At 57.5% G+C, this 17,081-nt stretch carries 13 protein-coding genes; 4 read left to right on the forward strand and 9 right to left on the reverse strand.

Annotated elements, in window-relative coordinates:
* Positions 1 to 212 (forward strand): hypothetical protein (locus C2U68_RS21420; RefSeq protein ID WP_222101937.1); only part of this gene is annotated, 212 nt, incomplete at its 5' end.
* Between the two features lie 222 nt (positions 213 to 434).
* On the opposite strand, the gene C2U68_RS19475 is transcribed toward C2U68_RS21420, so the two are convergent.
* From C2U68_RS19475 to C2U68_RS21425, 3 genes are all read right to left on the reverse strand, one after another.
* Complete coding sequence (locus C2U68_RS19475; RefSeq protein WP_140914140.1) at positions 435 to 1,355, reverse strand: NAD(P)-dependent methylenetetrahydromethanopterin dehydrogenase; 921 nt, start codon at positions 1,353 to 1,355, stop codon at positions 435 to 437.
* 266 nt (positions 1,356 to 1,621) lie between these two features.
* On the reverse strand, positions 1,622 to 2,173 hold the full coding sequence (locus C2U68_RS19480) for a hypothetical protein (protein WP_140914141.1): 552 nt from the start codon (positions 2,171 to 2,173) through the stop codon (positions 1,622 to 1,624).
* Positions 2,174 to 2,495: 322 nt separating this feature from the next.
* Positions 2,496 to 4,142: a methyl-accepting chemotaxis protein gene (locus tag C2U68_RS21425; protein WP_222101938.1), complete on the reverse strand. Its 1,647-nt coding sequence runs from the start codon at positions 4,140 to 4,142 to the stop codon at positions 2,496 to 2,498.
* Between the two features lie 579 nt (positions 4,143 to 4,721).
* Between C2U68_RS21425 and C2U68_RS19490 the strand changes: the two genes are divergently transcribed.
* Complete coding sequence (locus C2U68_RS19490) at positions 4,722 to 5,549, forward strand: spondin domain-containing protein (RefSeq protein ID WP_140914142.1); 828 nt, start codon at positions 4,722 to 4,724, stop codon at positions 5,547 to 5,549.
* A 131-nt stretch (positions 5,550 to 5,680) separates the two neighbouring features.
* On the opposite strand, the gene C2U68_RS19495 is transcribed toward C2U68_RS19490, so the two are convergent.
* The 4 genes from C2U68_RS19495 to C2U68_RS19510 form a co-directional block, all read right to left on the reverse strand.
* Positions 5,681 to 6,328 carry a methylamine utilization protein gene (locus C2U68_RS19495; RefSeq protein WP_140914143.1) on the reverse strand — a complete coding sequence of 216 codons (648 nt, stop codon included), beginning with the start codon at positions 6,326 to 6,328 and terminating at the stop codon, positions 5,681 to 5,683.
* Positions 6,298 to 7,518 carry a hypothetical protein gene (locus tag C2U68_RS19500; RefSeq protein ID WP_140914144.1) on the reverse strand — a complete coding sequence of 407 codons (1,221 nt, stop codon included), beginning with the start codon at positions 7,516 to 7,518 and terminating at the stop codon, positions 6,298 to 6,300. Before C2U68_RS19500 ends, C2U68_RS19495 begins: the two co-directional genes overlap by 31 nt.
* 91 nt (positions 7,519 to 7,609) lie before the next feature.
* Positions 7,610 to 9,367, reverse strand: coding sequence for a sensor histidine kinase (locus C2U68_RS19505; protein WP_140914145.1), 1,758 nt, complete (start codon positions 9,365 to 9,367; stop codon positions 7,610 to 7,612).
* Positions 9,364 to 10,086 carry a response regulator transcription factor gene (locus tag C2U68_RS19510; protein WP_140914146.1) on the reverse strand — a complete coding sequence of 241 codons (723 nt, stop codon included), beginning with the start codon at positions 10,084 to 10,086 and terminating at the stop codon, positions 9,364 to 9,366. The genes C2U68_RS19505 and C2U68_RS19510 overlap by 4 nt, the downstream gene beginning before the upstream one ends.
* 235 nt (positions 10,087 to 10,321) lie before the next feature.
* Between C2U68_RS19510 and C2U68_RS19515 the strand changes: the two genes are divergently transcribed.
* On the forward strand, positions 10,322 to 10,843 hold the full coding sequence (locus C2U68_RS19515) for a haloacid dehalogenase type II (protein ID WP_260839415.1): 522 nt from the start codon (positions 10,322 to 10,324) through the stop codon (positions 10,841 to 10,843).
* Positions 10,844 to 11,032: 189 nt separating this feature from the next.
* Positions 11,033 to 12,349, forward strand: coding sequence for a H(+)/Cl(-) exchange transporter ClcA (gene clcA / locus C2U68_RS19520; protein WP_140914148.1), 1,317 nt, complete (start codon positions 11,033 to 11,035; stop codon positions 12,347 to 12,349).
* A 172-nt stretch (positions 12,350 to 12,521) separates the two neighbouring features.
* Here clcA and C2U68_RS19525 read toward each other — a convergent pair whose 3' ends face one another.
* Positions 12,522 to 14,918, reverse strand: a complete 2,397-nt coding sequence (locus C2U68_RS19525) for a Lon protease family protein (RefSeq protein ID WP_140914149.1) — start codon at positions 14,916 to 14,918, stop codon at positions 12,522 to 12,524.
* A 924-nt stretch (positions 14,919 to 15,842) separates the two neighbouring features.
* The gene (locus C2U68_RS19535) at positions 15,843 to 16,889 is read right to left on the reverse strand and encodes an IS110 family transposase (protein ID WP_140914150.1); all 1,047 of its coding nucleotides are present in this window, start codon (positions 16,887 to 16,889) and stop codon (positions 15,843 to 15,845) included.
* Between the last annotated feature and the right edge of the window lie 192 nt (positions 16,890 to 17,081).

Below are 17,081 nucleotides of genomic sequence, written 5' to 3' on the forward strand. Positions count from 1 at the left end.
TAATTCAGGACACCCTCGCTGGTTTTCGTTTCTTGTCCATCCAAAACGCTCATCTGTTTGGCTATCACAAAATTTCGCTATTCGAGCAGCATCGCGATTCGTTTGATTGGTTGCTGTTGGCAAGTGCTTGCCAGGAAAATTTGATTTTGTTGTCCGCGGACAATCATTTCGCCCTTTACGAACAGTGGGTTCAGGTGTTTTGGTCGCAGTGATGGACGATCTGCGTTCTCGGGTTATTTTCCTGTGCGATAGGATGACTCCGTCAGGCACATCGTTCGCGACCGTTGCGCCTCGCCGCTGGCTCGGCGCAACCTATGTGGGGTGCGGGCTTTATTGCGTTGCATAAGTTGCTAATGCTAGAGCTGACCCCGGTCTTTCGCGAACGGCGAACCTCTGCCGGTCAGGGTAAGCCGCCAAATAATTTAACTGACGATTTAAATCGATTTTTCCGGCTTGGCCGCTTGCTGTTTCAATACCGATAGCGCAAATTCATACGCTTCTGGGAAATCGATTAAGGCCGCGGTACTGTTTTTTTGGATTTGCTCATATAAACCAAACTGGGTTTTATATTTCAAATTACCGATAGCCATCGGGCCTATGCTCAAAAAACGGGTGCCGGATACCTCCGCGACGACACCAAGGTCGTTAAGCCCGATGCCGGCCACTCCGCTAGGTGGCACCGCATTGGTATCAGCGGCCAGGATCAGATTCTTGGCATGCGCCAAGGAGTTCTCCAAAATGCGCACCCCGGCTCTTACTGCACTAACAATGATTTCGGCTTCCCGGACCACAATGTCTTTTTCGTCGTTAGTCTGTGCGGATACCCACTCGACTTCAGCGTTGTAGCGTTCGCAAAAGCGTTGCGCCGATCTTTCGTCGTCGTCGGCAACCAGTTGGCACAGTTTTACCTTTGCGCCCTGTTGCGTAGCCAAAATAGCTGTGCAAAGACCAACCGGCCCCGTACCGAATACGGCCACTTTCTTTCCCGACAAGCCTTGGCCGGTCTTGTCGTTCAGAACCTGTTCGATCAAGGCGACAATACTTGCGGATGTGGTATACGCGCCATTCGGATCGGCGAATACGCCAACCTTGAAAGGTCCGACCATGGCATTTTTGGCATTCTGAAACATGTCGGTCGCCATATGCACATCGCGTCCGCCGATGAATATGCCGGTGTCGTTAAAGCGGTTGGGTGGGCGACAAAAAATGGCGTCTTGAACCATTGCCGATACTTGCTTAGGTTCGACTTTGGTAAACGGCACCACCATATCGAAGCCGGCATCAGCAGCAATGGTGACATCGAACGGGCTGATGTTTTCGCTAGGCGTTAAAAAATACAGAATTCTTTTGCTCATGGTCGATTGGTCCGGGTTAATTTTAAAGGTGGTTTTAATATAGTTGATACCGGACTATTTACTGCGGACGCTTGAAAAACTTGTGCTTCGGAGCGCGTAAGCCCGGTGGGCTTGAAACGGGAGGCGAGGTGGTTGTGAGGTGGTTAGACGCGGATTTGGAGGTGCAGCATTTGGTAGGTCTACACTGCAATCGATTCGTCATGGCAATAGATTGTGGACGGACAGGATTGCCCTGCCGCCACAGTCCATGTTCTCGGTTTGAGCTGTTACAGGCTCCTGACGAGAGAATAAGTGAAATTTGTGGCGAAGTAATTATCCGCTGTATAAAGGTTTTTGATCTCGCCTTCCAACACGTCTTTGTTGGTTGGAAACGTCACGTTTCCTTGTCCCTGGTAAAAGCCAAAGTTTGGTTCCAGAAACACAATATCAGAGCCGGTGCCGGTAATAACAATCGCTTCGTGATTGTTCTTGGTCGCGTCGGGTGGAGCAGCGTTAGTCGCTTTGTCGAACCATAGGCCGATCCGGTAAAGCGAATTGGTCTTCAATGGTGTGTTCAGCGACGGGTAAAATGACTGCGGAGTGCCATGCTGCTTGCCTCGCTTTTGAGCAAGACTTTTAGCTTTACTCGCCTTAATAATTGTGGCGGGCGTGACATTTTTTGCGGCTTCGACCGCATCTTTAAGAGAACTTACACCCGGTTTGGCCCAGATTTTCTCTTCGACATATTCGCAGATGTAATAGCAAATCCCTGGCGCCGAATAGCCGAATTCGCCGAGAAATTTAGCTTGGTTGAGTTCTTTCAATAAGGTGATTGGCATTTGCAACGCTCCATAACTTGGTTAATTGATCGCTTAACTGCGGCCCGTGATGGAGGTCAATCCGATGGAATGTTTTATTCACCGCCGGCCGCCGTTGCAGTAATTGGTTGAGCCGTTTTCGCTGAGCTCGCGAACATTCCCGGCAATTGCGATGCCAACTTATTGGGGGTGGTAACTCTATGAATTAAAACAGTTAAATTTATCTTTGAAGGGGAAGGGACTTATACCAATATCAAATTGAGACGGCATATCGTAGATCTACGATATGTCGCAACTTGGTGCGCGGACAGCGGGGGCAGCTCTTGCAATCATATTTCTGTAGTCAAAACATCACTATATCGGTTTCATCTTCCGCATTTTTTCCGCTTCCGGACAACTTGAAATAACTGACGTCGTGTTGAAAGGCTGAGGATACAACGCTCAAATCGTCGCTGGCCTGGGCCAACACATCTGCGGCCTGGGCGTTCGCTTCGGCCATCGACGTTATTTTGTTGGTCCGGCTCGAAATATCGTGAGCATTGGTGCGCTGCTCACCCAGCGAATGTGTCATTTTGGTGACTCTGTCGATAGCATCAGCCGCGGCCAGGCGAATCCGATCTATAGAACTCAGGGTTTCTACCGCCAAAGACCTGGAGTTTTCCACTTGATTTTGATTGTCGGTGATGGCTTCGGCAATGGCATGGGAGGCCCTCAGAACTTCATCGACATGCGTGCCTATCAGGGTTGTGGCCTGCGTCGTACGCTCAGCGAGTTTCCGAACTTCGTCCGCGACAACCGCAAAACCTCGCCCCGCTTGTCCTGCTCTGGCGGCTTCGATAGCAGCATTCAAGGCTAAAAGATTCGTTTGGCCGGCGACGTCGCTAATTAAGGTGGCAATCCCGGTAATTTCCTTGATCCTGCTATTTAACTCTCGCGCCTTTTCGGCTGCCCGGCTTGCCGACTGTGCACCTTGCACGACTCCATTCACCATTTCCTTAATCACGATACTACTGTCATCCGCAACTCGGCCCGAGCTAGCAACGATTTCTGTGGCCCGAGTGGCCTCGTCCGCAAGAGAGCTAATATTTAGCGAAAGTTGGCGCACATTGTCCGCGATATCGCTCGCTAAGCTGGATTGTTCCTGACTATTACTGGCCAAGGAATGTGCGTTAAGGTTGAGGTTGTTTGCCGCCTTGGCCATGATCACAGATTGCCCTTTAAGCACGCTAACGACATCGATCCAGCGCTTACGCATGGAATCCATGCACGCCAGAATGCTAGATTTGTCGTTGGATTTAACCGGTAAGCTTATCGACAGATCGCCCTGTTGCATCTGCATCGCCAATCCGGCACCTACGGCGGGTTCTGCGCCAATGTCGCTCAGAATGCGCCGATAAACAAAAGTGCCGATTCCCACGATCAGCAGGATAACGATAGCCGTCAACACCAATGTAAAAAAAATCACCCCGTTGATGCTTTGGTCCAGTTCGTTAAGCGCTTTTTTTTGCCGAGCGTTGACGGCTTCCACCAAATTATTGATTTGCACCTGGGTTGTATCAGCTTTCGCATCGAATCCATCCGCTGCTTTCATCAGTATATTGCCCTCTTCACGGCTGATTTTGTAAGCCGCGACCATTCTTATACCGGTGTCATACAAGCCTTTGACTTCGTCGGCCAAGTTAGATATTTCAGTGTGAAGGCTGGCATCAAGGCGGTCCATTTGTTCCAGGAATGCAAGCGCGTTATGGTAGCTTGCGGTACCGTCTTGGACGCCATCATCGAGTGCCGTCGCCGATGAATCGGTCAGATATTGTTGAATCTGAACCACCTGATGTTTTGTCGCCGCCAAGTCGTCCACGAGAACGTCGGTTACGTTATGCTCATAATCGCTGTGCTGCTTGACTTTGGAGATTAAAAACAGCACTTCCCCCGCTGAAATGCAGGTAAGTAAGACGACCGAGGATAGAAAATACCAAAGTAAGGCGCGCAAGCTAAATTTTCGGGATGCCATAATTTCACTAGCTGATGGTTAATTGGATTGAAGTTATCGCTCGGCAAACTTCATAGTCCTGTAGGGCAGTCGGAACAAAGGTGTCTATTTAAATAGTTGATATATAGATAATTTTTCTCAATTGTTGTTGTTTAACCTTATTCCAAAGTCGTTTTGCGGCATTTGAACACGTCCAGATTAACGAGGGGAAGATTGAGATTCGCAAGCGCTCACACTTTCGCGATTTGGTTAATGCTTTGGATAATTTGGATTTTGTAATTTTAGATCAATACCAGCGATCGTACTTTTCAGGGACAAAACGACGTTATCCCTCACCGACATCTCGGTCTAGCCTAGCTCGCCAGAGAATGGTTTGTACCTGGTATCTACCGGGCCTTCAGTCCGAAGGCGGATCAGTCTACTGTCGGTCGAACCGACATGATCCAGGGTTACATTCTGAGTCGGACCCGATTACCAGTTCTACATCTCACGCCGATATGACCGCCCGGTGAGGATTTCGTGAGGTTTCCGTTTGCACAATGGCCGCGCCATTTGGCATTCACGTTAAGGAGAATCACGATGCAGAAAAACCATGCTTTCGCGCTGTCGGCGCTGTTGTTGGCGGCCGGCGCGGCGCCATTGAGTTCCGCTGAGGCGGCGCAAGTCACGCTGAGTTTCAGCAATTTGTCGGGTGCCAACGGGCCGGCCTTGAGTCCGTTCTTCATTGCCTTGCACGACGGCTCGTTCGACGCCTTCGACGTCGGCACCACCGCATCTGCGGCCATCGAAGCGGTTGCCGAATTGGGTAACGTTAGTGGTCTGTCCTCGGCGTTCGCGGCCAGCGGCGCGGCGGCGGCCGGCGGCACCAGCGCGATGGTGACCGCGTCGGTCAACGCCTTCGGACCCGGCATTTTCCTGCCCGGCGCCAGCGGCAGTATCACTTTGAATCTGGACCCGGTAAAAAACCGCTATCTGAGCTATTTCGCGATGGTGGTGCCGTCCAACGACCGTTTCGTCGGTAACGATTCGCCGACTGAAATCGAATTGTTCGACGCCCAGGGCCATTTCACCGGCGGCACCTTCGCCGAGAACGGCGGCAGCATTTGGGATGCCGGCACCGAACTGGACGGCACCACCGGCGCGGCCTTTCTGGTGGGTTCCAATGCACTGGACAGCCCGGCGCAAAACGGCACGATTCAAGCCAACCACGATTTCGCGGTTTACGCCGGCTTAGCAACCCCGGCCGGTTACAACTTTACCGACCTGCCCGGCGCCAACACGCCGCTGCTGCAAATCAGCGCGGTGTCGCAAGTGCCGGTACCGGCAGCGGCCTGGTTGTTCGGCAGCGCCTTACCTTTGCTGGGTTGGCTACGCCGCCGTTCGCCGGTTTCGGCTTTGCCGGCTTGAGGTTAGTGGATCGGCCTACCACAAGCTAGGCCTGCAGTGGCGTTGGCGGTCGGAAAACTCAATTCCCCTCGTTTTCCGTCGTCAGCCATGCGGGCTGGATTTGGCGTGCAATTCCGGATTTGCACGCCGTTTTAAAACCCATCGCCATAACCTTGATCTTGCAAACTGGCCGGCGGCTTGCCGGTCTGGAAGCGGGTTTTCAGTTCCAATCTGACAGACAATTCTCCGGCCGGCACGGTCACGACCTGATCGGCCGGCTGCTCGGCGGCGTCCGGGTGCCAGAAAGTCAATCGGTAACGACCGTTCGGCAGGTCCAAACGCCAGTGGCCGTCGGCATCGGCAACCGCCAGATAATCGGCATCGCTGACGTAAACGTAACCCAGCATCCAATCGTGGATGTTGCAGCCCAGCGCGACGATGCCGGGTTGACCGAATATCACCGGCTCGCGCGGCACACCGCTATAGAGTTTGATTTCGAAGCGCTTGGCCGGCGAGAACGAATAGACGTGGTGCTTGATGGCATCGCTGTTCGGAAAATACACCGGCGTGCCGCTACGCACCGCCAACACGTGGGGGATGAATTCGCGGCTTTTCTGGTCCAGCGCCATCGCTGCCGGCGGCGGCGCGGCCTTGACCCGGCCGGCTTCGTCCAGCGCCTGTGCCGCCACCACCAGATTGGCCAGCGACAAGCCGCCGGCTTCGGCTGTGCCGGCCAATTCCGCGGCCGGCGCGACTGCCGCCCAAGCCGTTAAAAAAACAGCCGATAGCCGACTTGCCACAGCGTGTCCTCCTGATATGCCGCTTCGCCGAGTTCCAACCGGGCCGGACGGGCGCTGAAAATGCGGCTGAATTCGAGGTTGAATTGATGGCGCTGGGCGAAGGTCAGGTTGTAATTGACGGTCCAGGCCTGGCCGTGTTCGCCGTTGCGGTCTTGCGGCAGGTAGTCGCGTTCGTCGCTGCCGAAGCGCTCGTAACGCACGCTGAAGCGGCCGTCGCCCAATGGCCGGCTCAGCAGCCAGGATGCGGACCAAAAACCGACGTCGACCGCGCGCAAATCGCCGATGAGTTCGCCCATGCGGGTGCGTCCGCGCATCCCTTGACTGATCAGCGTGATTTCCCATGGCAATTCGGCCTTGGCGCCCAGGCTCCAGAAACGGGTGTGCCAGCCGTATTGGCCGGCCGACAGCGCCGCCGGGTCGGCGTTGTTGTCGTAATACAGTGCGCGCAAGGTATAGCGCTGTGGCCGTTCGGCGGCGATGCCGGCGTAAAAGCCGGGCCGGCGGTCCACTTCGACGAAGGTTTGGCTGGCGTTCGCCTGTTTTGGAAACAAGGCCGGAATGCCGATGCCGTCCGGCAGGCGCAAGCGGCCGGTCAAGGTCGATTCGAAGTCGTGCTGGCTCCAGCCGCGCCAGGCCAGCATCAGGCCGGTGGTGTCGTTATCGGCCAGACCGGCGCCGAACACGCCCAGTCTGTCGCCAGCCTCGGTTTGGTAATCCAGGCGCAGTTCGCCGCCTAAGGCGCGCAATTCCTCGCCGACCCAGGCGTTGATGGTCGAAGAACTCAAGGTGTAAGGGCTGCTCCAGGCAGTGCCGGTGTTCTCCAGCGAAATCGGCGGGAAGAACATGCCCAGCCGACCGGCCAAACGCCAGCCGGCGGCGCCGACCGGCCGGTAGGCCAGATAGGCTTCGGTCAAATCCAGCGGCGCCGATTGGCGATCGGCGTATTTGACGGTGGCGTTGACCATCCAGTCCCAATCCAATCGCACCTGCAAGGTGGCGGCGGCTTCGTTAACCCGCCAGCGGTCGCGCTCGCCGCCGGCCCGCAACTTGCCCAGGCCGTGCTCCAGCTCGCCGGGCGTGGCGTCGCTGTGCTGGTAGCGCAGGTCCAGCAGGCCGTGCCAGGTCAATTCCGGAAATTGGCTGTCGTCGGCTTGGCAGATTGGCAAGCCGGCAACAGCGAGTAAGGTCAAAGACAGCTTCAGCCGCGATGAAACCCCGCTGTCCCATTTGAGCGGCGTTGACCTAATCGAGGAAAGCCGGATCACGGAAAACGTCGCCGGTTTAGGGTTTGCTGCCGGCGTCGCGCGCCATATCCGCCAGCGGCAAATCGAAGCGAAATTCGCTGCCGACGCCGAGGGTACTGTCCACGTCCAAGCGGCTGCCGTGCAATTGGGCGATCTTGCCGACCACGATCAAACCGAAGCCGCCGCCGTCGGCGCGGGCGCGCCGGGCCAGCGGCGAGTCCCAATCGCACAAGGTCGGCAAGTATTCCGGGGAAATTCCGATACCGGTATCGGCAACCGAGACAGCGACGCGGCCGTCCGCCGGCCAGGCGTCCAGCCTTACCGTACCGCCGGTTGGCGTATGGCGCAGCGCGTTGTCGATCAGATTGGTCAGCAGGCGTTCGATCAGGCCGATGTCAGCGACCACCACCGGTAGCGCCGGGCGTAATTCGGCCCGTAAGGTCAGGCCGCGCTGCTCGGCCTGCAAGCGGTATTTTTGCGCGACGTCTTGCAGCAATTCGGCCAGATTGAAGGGCTCCGGATTCAGGCTGGCGTCGTCGCATTCCAGCTTGGCCAGTTCGAACAATTCCTGCGCCAGCCGGCTGACTTTTTCGGTCTGGCGCAACGCAGTGTCCAGAAAATGCTGCTGCTCGTTGGCCGGCAAGGTATCGGCCTTGCGCTGCATCGTTTCCAGAAAGCCGCGCAACGCGGCCAGCGGCGTGCGCAAATCATGCGACATGGTCGCCACCAGCTCGCGCCGTTCCTGGTCTTTCTGGCGCAATTCGCCCAATTGGCCGGCCAGTTGCGCGGCGCGCACGAAGGTGTCGGCCAGCCGGCCCAGTTCGTCGCTCCGGCCGGTGAGTGCGGAAGCGGCGAAATCGCCGTTGACTACCCGGTCGCCGGCCCCGGCCAAGGCCCGCAGCGGCCGCGACAGATTGCGGGCGATCACGACGCTGCCGGCCAGCGTCGCCAACAGGCCGAGCAATAACACGCCGGCCGCCAGCAACAGCATTCGGCGATAACCGGCGAATGCGTCGGTGAACTTGATTTGCAGTAAGGCAACGATGCCTTGCGCCGGATCGGCGGCCGGCAAGGGCAGGATGCGGCCGAGATAACGGCCCTGAGCGGTATCGACCGTGGCCGCCAGCGTCCGGTCGGCGCCGCTGTTCAGTAAAGCCAGGGCCGCGTCCGGCGCGGAGCCGGCCAACAAGCGGCCGCCGTCGGTATTCAGTTCGGCCAAGCCGATTTGCAGCGGCAATAGCGAATTCTGCCGAAACTGGGCGATGCGCGGCTCGTCGACCGCCTGCGCCACCGCGACCCAACCTACCGGCAGCGGCGCCAGCACCGGCACCAATGCCCATTCTTGTAAGCGGCCGTCCGTGACGCCGAACCACACCGCCGGGTTGTTGCCGTCGGCACGCGCCAAGGCTTGCGGATAGGGAAACGGCCGGCCCTGCCATTGGCCGGCGCTGTCGGCGACGACGTTGAATTGCGGATCGATGAAAAATCCGCGCCGGGCACGGACGCGCAGCAGCAGGTTTTCCAAAGCCGAGGCGATCGTGGCCGGATCGCCGCCGGTCACGGTACTGCGAAAGCCGAAATCGGCGACCAGCAAGCCGGTCTCGCCGGCCACCCGTTCGGCGCGCTCGACCAGCAACTGGCGGAAAGCTTGTTCGGCGTAGCGCAAATCCTGATCAAGCTGGCGTAGCAGATTGTCCCGCACCGCGACGTAAATGCAGACCACCGTCAAGGCTTGCACCGCGACGAACAGAGCGGCAAACAGCAAAGCGATGCGGCTTTGGAAGCTGAGCGTCATGCGCCGACGTCGTCCGGTCCGGCAAACTTATAGCCGACGCCCCATACCGTCAGGATTCGCGCCGGCTTGGCCGGATCGGTCTCGATTTTGGCGCGCAAGCGGTTGATGTGGGAATTGACGGTGTGTTCGTAGCCGTCGTGGCTGTAGCCCCAGACCTGGTTCAGCAGTTCCAGCCGGGTAAACATGCGGCCGGGATGGCGAGCAAAAAAATGCAGCAAGTCGAATTCGCGCGCGGTCAGCGCCAGCGGCTGGCCGTCCAATACCACCGTGCGGCTTTGCGCATCGATCCGCAAGCCGTGGCCGACGATGACGGCATCGGTTTGCTCGGCGGCCGGCCGGCTCAAGGCTTCGACTCGGCGCAACAGCGCGCGGACTCGGGCGACCACCTCGGCCAAGGCGAACGGCTTGACGATGTAGTCGTCGGCGCCCATTTCCAGGCCGACCACGCGCTGCACGTCGCTGGATTTGGAACTGACGATGATGATTGGGGTATACACCGGCCCGGCCCGCACCCGCCGGCAAATTTCCAGGCCGTCGACGCCGGGCAGCATGATGTCCAATAACAACAAGTCGTAATGTTTGCCAGCGATTGCTGCCAGCGCCGCGTCGCCGTCCGCGGCCAAATCCACGTCGTAGCCTTCTTCGCGCAGATTGGCGGCCAACAGCCCGGCGATGTCGGGATCGTCTTCAACCAATAACAGGTGTTTGGTGGGCGGCATCGGCGGTGGCTGGGTTCAAAATAACGCCGATTATCGGCCAAGCGTCGTATTAGCGCCATTCACGAAAGTTTCGCGGCGGCGTGATAACTCCGTGAGATTTGGCAGATCAAATTTGAACGGCGGTCAGTCGTTGCCCGGTCTTTATCGCCGATCGCGACAGCCGAAATCCTGTTTCCCGGCCAAGGTCAGGCCCTGGCGCACCCGCCATTTCGAATACACGTGGCTGCGGACCCTGATGGGGAACTACGCCGATTTTTGGCAAGTCACCGCGGAAGCTTTGGACTTTGCGGTCCGCCAACATCATCTGGAGCCAAGTGGCGAAAAACGCGACCGATTGTTGCAAAGCTTTCTGACGTTGGAACCTTGGCCGGATGCGAAAGAGGCCTTGCTGCAAATGAAGGCTGCCGGCCTGCGGCTGGCGTTTTTATCCAATTTCACGGCAGCGATGCTGGACGCCTGCGTCAAGCATGCCGGCCTGGAGGGGATTTTCGAAGCGCATCTGAGCACCGACCGGGTCCGCGCCTTCAAACCGGACCCGCGCGCCTATCAAATGGGGGTAGACGCCTTCGAACTGCCGCGCGCACAAATCGGCTTCGCCGCGTTCGGCGGCTGGGATGCGGCCGGGGCCAAAGCCTTCGGTTATCCGACTTTCTGGGTGAATCGGGTACAGGCGCCGCTGGAAAATCTGGGCGCGGCCGCCGACGCCTCCGGGAACTCTCTGCACGAGCTGGCTGTTTTCGTTAAACATTCGGCTTGAGTCGGTAGTCCCCGTCAGCCGGTTCATAGCCAACCAATATCGTTATCGTAATCCCACGCTTCCGGATTAGTTTATAAAAATCAATTGGATGGCGATTGACATGTGTCCGGTTGATATTTTGAGGCAAACATTGTTTGCCTCAAAATTAGCGGGTTCGTTAGAATCGGCCGGCACGTCAATCGACTTAAAATGGGAGGGCGTATCGAACATTCAAACCGACAAACGATTGGTGTGGCCGATGCGCATCGACACCGAATGCTGCCTCAGGCCCTGGCGGTTGGGGTAGGAGCTGGTTTCATTGCGGTCTGTTTTCGCTTGTCTCTGGATGGCGGTGAAGCCTACCGTCAGCAATTCCTGGCCCACGTTGCAGGTCGGCACGAGTTGGGTATCGTCGTTCTGTTCGGTATCGCTTTGGCCGCAATCGCCGTTGCCGCCGGCACGGTAAGTTTGCTGGCGCCGGAAACGGCCGGCAGCGGCGTCCCCCAATTGAAAGCGGATTTGGCGGCTAACCGGCGCCTGCGTTGGGTTCGTATTCTATTTGTCAAATTCTTCAGTACCTGGCTGGGCAACAGCGCCGGCCTGATTTTGGGACGAGGCGGCCCCAGCGTGCAGATGGGAGCGGCGATAGGGCAGGGCTTGTCCCAACTTGGGTCGGGGAGAAGCCCGCGGGACTCCGCCATTTTGTTGGCGGCCGGCGGCGGCGCCGGTTTGGCGGCCGCTTTCAATGCGCCGTTATCCGGTCTGACCTTCGTTTTGGAAGAATTGGACAGGCGTTGTTCTACGTTGGAATTTTTCGTGGCGGCCGTGGCTTGTTTGTCCGCCGATATGGTATGCCGAGCGTTGTTGGGCCAGGACGCGACGTTCCAGATTCCGTTCACCCCCGCACCGGCCTTAACCCAACTCAGTGCATTTTTGCCGCTGGGCGTTTGCGCCGGGCTGTTCGGCGCATTATTCAATTACCTGATGCTGCGCGGCCGCTCGCTGGCCGATCTGCGCGGTTGGCGGCGTTGGCTGTGGTGGGCGCTGCTGGCCGGGCTGGTGACGTTCACGGCGTTCCGTAGTCCTTTGCTGCTGGGCGGCGGCCAGGCCTTGATCGACCAACTGCTGAACCGGGACGGGTTTGCCTTGCAGATTGTCCTGGCCTATTGGTCGATTCGTTTCGGTTTGACCGTAGCCAGCGCAAACTCCGGCGCTGCCGGCGGCATCTTCATGCCGGTATTGGCGCTGGGGGCCTTGCTGGGCTGGGCTTGCAGTTTGCTTATCGGTCCATTGTTGGACAACCCGGTCGATCCGCGCCTGTTTGCAACGGTCGGTATGGCCGCGTTTTTTACCGGCGTGGTGCAGGCGCCGCTGACGGCGATCGTACTGATTATCGAATTGACCGGCAATTATGCGCTGATCCTGCCTTTGTTCGTCGCTTGTTTCATGGCGCTGCTGATTGCCGGCTGGTTGAAAACCTCGCCGATATACGATGCGCTGATGAAGAGCGCCGGCGGCCGGCGTTGATTCAGCGTTGGTAGCTTGATTTTCACGAAGGGGGCGTGGAATCTTAGCGGATCGATTGATTTGCTATTGGCCGGCCTGTCTTGTCGGTTGCCGGAGGTGGTTGCCGAGTTGCCGCCGGAAAAGACCGAAGGCGATACCCCTTCGCTCTGACCGGGTCGGTGCGGCCCGTAAACTATTTGCCGTCGCCTTTGCTGCCGAACTCTTTGATCGTATTGGTGAATTGCTTTAATTGAGCGTCGATGCGGCCGTTGAACGAGTCAGGCGGATAGGCGCCGCTGGCGTCGGCCGTGCCGACTTCGATGCCGCTCAACAATTCCATCGCTTCGTCGACCGTCGTGACCGGATAAATATGAAATTGTCCGGCCTGGGCGGCGTGGACCACGTCCCAGCGCAGCATCAGATGCGGCACGTTGCTGGCCGGAATGATCACGCCCTGGTTGCCGCTCAGACCGCGAGCGGCGCAGATGTCGAAAAAGCCCTCGATTTTTTCGTTGACGCCGCCGATCGGTTGCACCTGGCCGAGTTGGTTGACGGAACCGGTCATCGCCAGATCCTGGCGCAGCGGCACTTGCGCCAAAGACGACAGGATCGCGCACAACTCCGCCAGCGACGCGCTGTCGCCTTCGACGTGGCCGTAGGATTGCTCGAACACCAGGCTGGCCGATAGCGAGAACGGGCTGTTGCGGGCGTAACGGGCGGCGATGAAGCTGGACAATATCAGCACGCCCTTGGAATGGATCGCGCCGCCCAGTTCGGTTTCCCGTTCGATGTCGACCACCTTGCCGCTACCCATCCGCGTCGTCGCCGTGATCCGCGACGGCTGGCCGAAGCTGAACTCGCCCAGTTGCAACACCGATAGGCCGTTGATCTGGCCGGCGACGCGGCCTTCGGTGGCGATCATGATCGTGCCGCGGCGGATGGTTTCGTACAGCCGCTCGCGCAACTGGTCCAGCCGGTGGTTTTTCTGGTCGATGGCTTGCTGCACGTCGCTGTTGGCGATCGCGGTATGGCCGTTTTCGGCGGCCCAATAGTCGGCTTCGGCCAACAGGTCGCGGATGCTGCGCAGATGGGTCAGCAGCTTTTCCGAGTCGTCGGCCAGCCGCGCGCTGTGTTCGATGATGCGCGCCACGGCCGGCCGGCTCAACGGTCGCAGTTTTTCGCGGCGGGCGATGGTGGCCAGCAAGCGGGCGTATTCCAGTGTGTTATGTTCGCGGTCGATATGGCTGGCAAAGTCGGCGGCAACCTTGAAATAATCGGCGAATTCCGGATCGTAGAAATTCAGCAGGTAATACAGCATCGGCTCGCCTAACAGCAAAACCTTGACATCCAGAGGAATCGGCTCCGGTTCCAACGAGGTGGTGCTGATCAGGCTCAGTGCCCGTTCCAGCGATTCGATGCGGATCTCGCCGGCTTGCAGCGTGCGTTTCAGGGTTTCCCAGGCGTAGGGTTGCAACAGCAATTTGCGGGCGTCCAGGATCAGATAGCCGCCGTTAGCCTTATGAAACGCGCCGGGCTTGATCATCGTGAAGTCGGTGACCAGCGAGCCCATTTGCGCCTGATGGTCGATGCGGCCGAGCAGGTTGGCGTAATTGGGCAAATCTTCGCACACCACCGGCGCGCAGCGTTTGTGGTTCAAGCTCACCATCAGGTTGACCCGGTAGCGCTTGAACGGCGCCGGTTCCTGCGGCAATTCCATGAACGAAAGCACCTTCTCGCTGTGCGGCATGAAGTCGCGGACATGGTCGATGATGTCCTGCTGCACCGCGCTCAGATAGTCCTGTACCGCCTGGTTTTTGGCGTATTTTTGCTTCAATTCGTCGATGGAATGGTGCACGGCCAGTTCGGCGACTTCCCGATTCAAGGCCTGGATCTTGCGCTTGGTTTGCTTGCGCCATTGCGGAAATTTCTTCAGCGCATCCTGTACCTTTTCCTGCAAATCCAAGACCGTGTCGTGAAATTGGTGCTGGCGCTCCTTGTCCAGCTTGTTGAATTGGTCCGGGGTGTAGGGCTCGTTGTTGTCGTCGGCCGGCAGGAAGGCGTAGCCGTTCGGGGCCTCGGTGAAAATGATGTGGGCTTGTTCGGCTTCCTCGCGCAACTGGTTGATGGCTTCCTGCTCGCGTTGGCGCGATTCGTTTTCCAGCTCGCCGGCGCGCGAGCGGTACTCGTCGCCGTCGAAGGCGGCCGGGATGCCGACGCTGAGTTCGTCGATCAATTCGGCCATATCGTCCTGAAAGCCCTTGCCCTCGCCGGGCTCCAGCCGGATCGCCTTGGGCTTGGCCGGCTGGCTGAAGTTGTGCACGTAGCACCAATCCGCCGGCGGCGGTTGCCGGCAGGCCTCGTGCTCGGCCAGTTGTTTGATCGTGGTCATTTTACCGGTGCCGTCCGGCGCCAGCGCGAAGATGTTGTAACCGCTCTTGTCGATGCGCAGGCCGAACTTGATCGCGGCCACGGCCCGGTCCTGCCCCAGCAGCGTATCGACGTCGTCCAGCTCGTCGGTGGTGGTAAAGCTGAACTGCTCCAGCTGGCACGGTTTATATAGTTGCGACGGCTCTAGCGGTTTGATGGTCATGGCCTGTGTTCCCCATCCGGTCTTGGCGCGGCGTTGGTGTCGATCTATGGATTCGAGTTCCGGTCCGGCAGAATAGTGTAGCTATCCGGGCCGGAGCATGTTGCAGGATATGCCGATTCAGGTCAAACGGAATGGAGGTGGGTTGTAGGGTTTCCGGTGGCGGTGGTTGCGGGGTTGCCGGTTTGGTGGATGGGTTAAATTTGGTGTCGCTGTCGCGACGGTTGTTTGATGCCGGTTCGCGGACCGGCAGCCGCGATACTTTCGCTACGAAAACCATCCCTGGTTTTCGCCCTGCGGGCCAGCCTATCGGCTGTTCAAATTCGTTCCAGACGAATTTGTGCTTGTCCAAAGAAGAGAATCCAAAAGAAAAGACACCCGGATGCCGCTTGTTTCCTGCGCGCCGAAGGGTTTGAACGGGGTTTTCCGAAGGGGCTTACCAGCCCATGCGTAAAACGCACCGCATCCCTGCGACGCCCCTAACGGGCAAATCCGTTCAAACCCTTCGGTGCTCGGCGCGGCATACGGGAGAAAACCCCGCCGCGAAGTTTAAACCCAGCTAATATGTACGGAGTTTTGTATGGCGCATAAGCGATAGCGTAATGCGCCGAATGTTTTAATGCCAACATGCGGCGCAATACGGCTACGCCTATTGATGTATATGGACTCCTCCCGTTTTGCAAGCATTTCCCCTGTTGGTTGATGGTACGACTGCACACGTATATCCGGCCTGTAAATCAGCGCAATTGGCTCGGGCCGTAATGGGCTGTTCGCGCGTTTGCTCCTTATCGCCCTATCGTGCTCTTGGGCACAGCGCAATAATCAGGTTTTGCAAACGCCGGTTCGACCGGCTGCCATCAGGGTCTAGCTCTGCAATCGGTTGGATTGCTCTTTTATCTCAATCGGTTTGGGCGTGACAGCTTGCTGTCATGCACAAGCCGATTCAGATGCCAGCCCGTTTTCAGTGGGCTGGTAATCCAGGCTCTTGGTTAATAACGCCCAGGCAATTCGGGCATTTTTATTCGCCAAGGCCACGGTGGCGATGTTTTTGTTACGCCGCTCGCTGAGACTTTGCAGCCAGCGGCTGCGTGGGTCGTCTTTTTGACTGGCGACTTTCAGGACGGCTCGCGCACCATGAATTAATAAGGTTCTCAAATAAGCATCACCACGCTTGCTAATCCCCAAGAGCCGTTCTTTGCCGCCACTGCTGTGCTGTCCGGGCGTCAAACCTAGCCAGGCCGCCATGTCACGACCTCGCTTGAATTGCTTGGCGTCGCCCACGCCACTGACCAAGGCGGTGGCGGTAATCGGGCCAATGCCGGGGATTTGTAGCAAACGCTTGGCGCCAGGATCGGTGTCGGCTTGTTGTTGAATCCGTTTGTCCAATGCCCTGACACGTTCATCAAGCGTCTGCAAGTCTTGACGAAGACCTGCTAGCAAGACTCTAAAGTCACTACTCAAGTGATTTTCGGCATCTTCCAATAAGTCTGGCAGCGCTTTTCGCAAGCATTCGATGCGTTGACCGACGACCATTCCGTATTCAGCCAGTAGACCGCGAATCTGATTGACCTTTTCGGTACGCTGACTCACCAGTTGGCTGCGTACCCGATGGGTGGCCTGTAAGTCTTGCTGCGCCAAACTCTTGATGGGAACGAAGCGCATACTCGGCCTCGATACCGCTTCGCAGATGGCTTCCGCATCATTGGCGTCGTTTTTGTTGGCTTTGACATAGGGTTTAACAAATTGCGGCGCAATCAATTTGACGGTGTGACCCAACTTTTGCAGTTCGCGAGCCCAATAGTGGGCGCTGCTACAGGCTTCCATACCGATTAGACAGGGCGGAATATCGCGAAAATAGCTCAGCATTTGCTCGCGCTTAAGCTTTTTCTTCAGCGCGGGTTGTTCGTGACTATCGACGCCATGTAATTGAAACACCTGTTTTGCTAAATCAAGGCCTATGCGTTTAATATTCATCTCGGACTCCTCCTCCGTTTGTTGGGTAACTCAATTTTACCCCTCTGGTACATCGATGCCGCTAGGTGGGAGGAGTCCATACCATTGCCCTACGAATTGCGCTTTAAGGCGTTAATAGATAGTTAGTTGGTTGAAGTACCGAAACTAGTCGTTCAAAGTTTTGGATTCCGCAGAAGAGAGCCGGCCCCAAAA

The sequence above is a fragment of the Methylomonas koyamae genome (assembly GCF_006483455.1).
GTDB lineage: Bacteria > Pseudomonadota > Gammaproteobacteria > Methylococcales > Methylomonadaceae > Methylomonas > Methylomonas koyamae_B.

Bases quoted from the DNA above. Each gene is read 5' to 3' on its own strand.
- C2U68_RS19475 (WP_140914140.1), bottom strand. From the start codon at position 1,355: ATGAGCAAAAGAATTCTGTATTTTTTAACGCCTAGCGAAAACATCAGC.
- C2U68_RS19480 (WP_140914141.1), bottom strand. From the start codon at position 2,173: ATGCCAATCACCTTATTGAAAGAACTCAACCAAGCTAAATTTCTCGGC.
- C2U68_RS19490 (WP_140914142.1), top strand. From the start codon at position 4,722: ATGCAGAAAAACCATGCTTTCGCGCTGTCGGCGCTGTTGTTGGCGGCC.
- C2U68_RS19505 (WP_140914145.1), bottom strand. From the start codon at position 9,367: ATGACGCTCAGCTTCCAAAGCCGCATCGCTTTGCTGTTTGCCGCTCTG.
- C2U68_RS19510 (WP_140914146.1), bottom strand. From the start codon at position 10,086: ATGCCGCCCACCAAACACCTGTTATTGGTTGAAGACGATCCCGACATC.
- C2U68_RS19515 (WP_260839415.1), top strand. From the start codon at position 10,322: ATGGGGAACTACGCCGATTTTTGGCAAGTCACCGCGGAAGCTTTGGAC.
- clcA (WP_140914148.1), top strand. From the start codon at position 11,033: ATGGGAGGGCGTATCGAACATTCAAACCGACAAACGATTGGTGTGGCC.
- C2U68_RS19525 (WP_140914149.1), bottom strand. From the start codon at position 14,918: ATGACCATCAAACCGCTAGAGCCGTCGCAACTATATAAACCGTGCCAG.
- C2U68_RS19535 (WP_140914150.1), bottom strand. From the start codon at position 16,889: ATGAATATTAAACGCATAGGCCTTGATTTAGCAAAACAGGTGTTTCAA.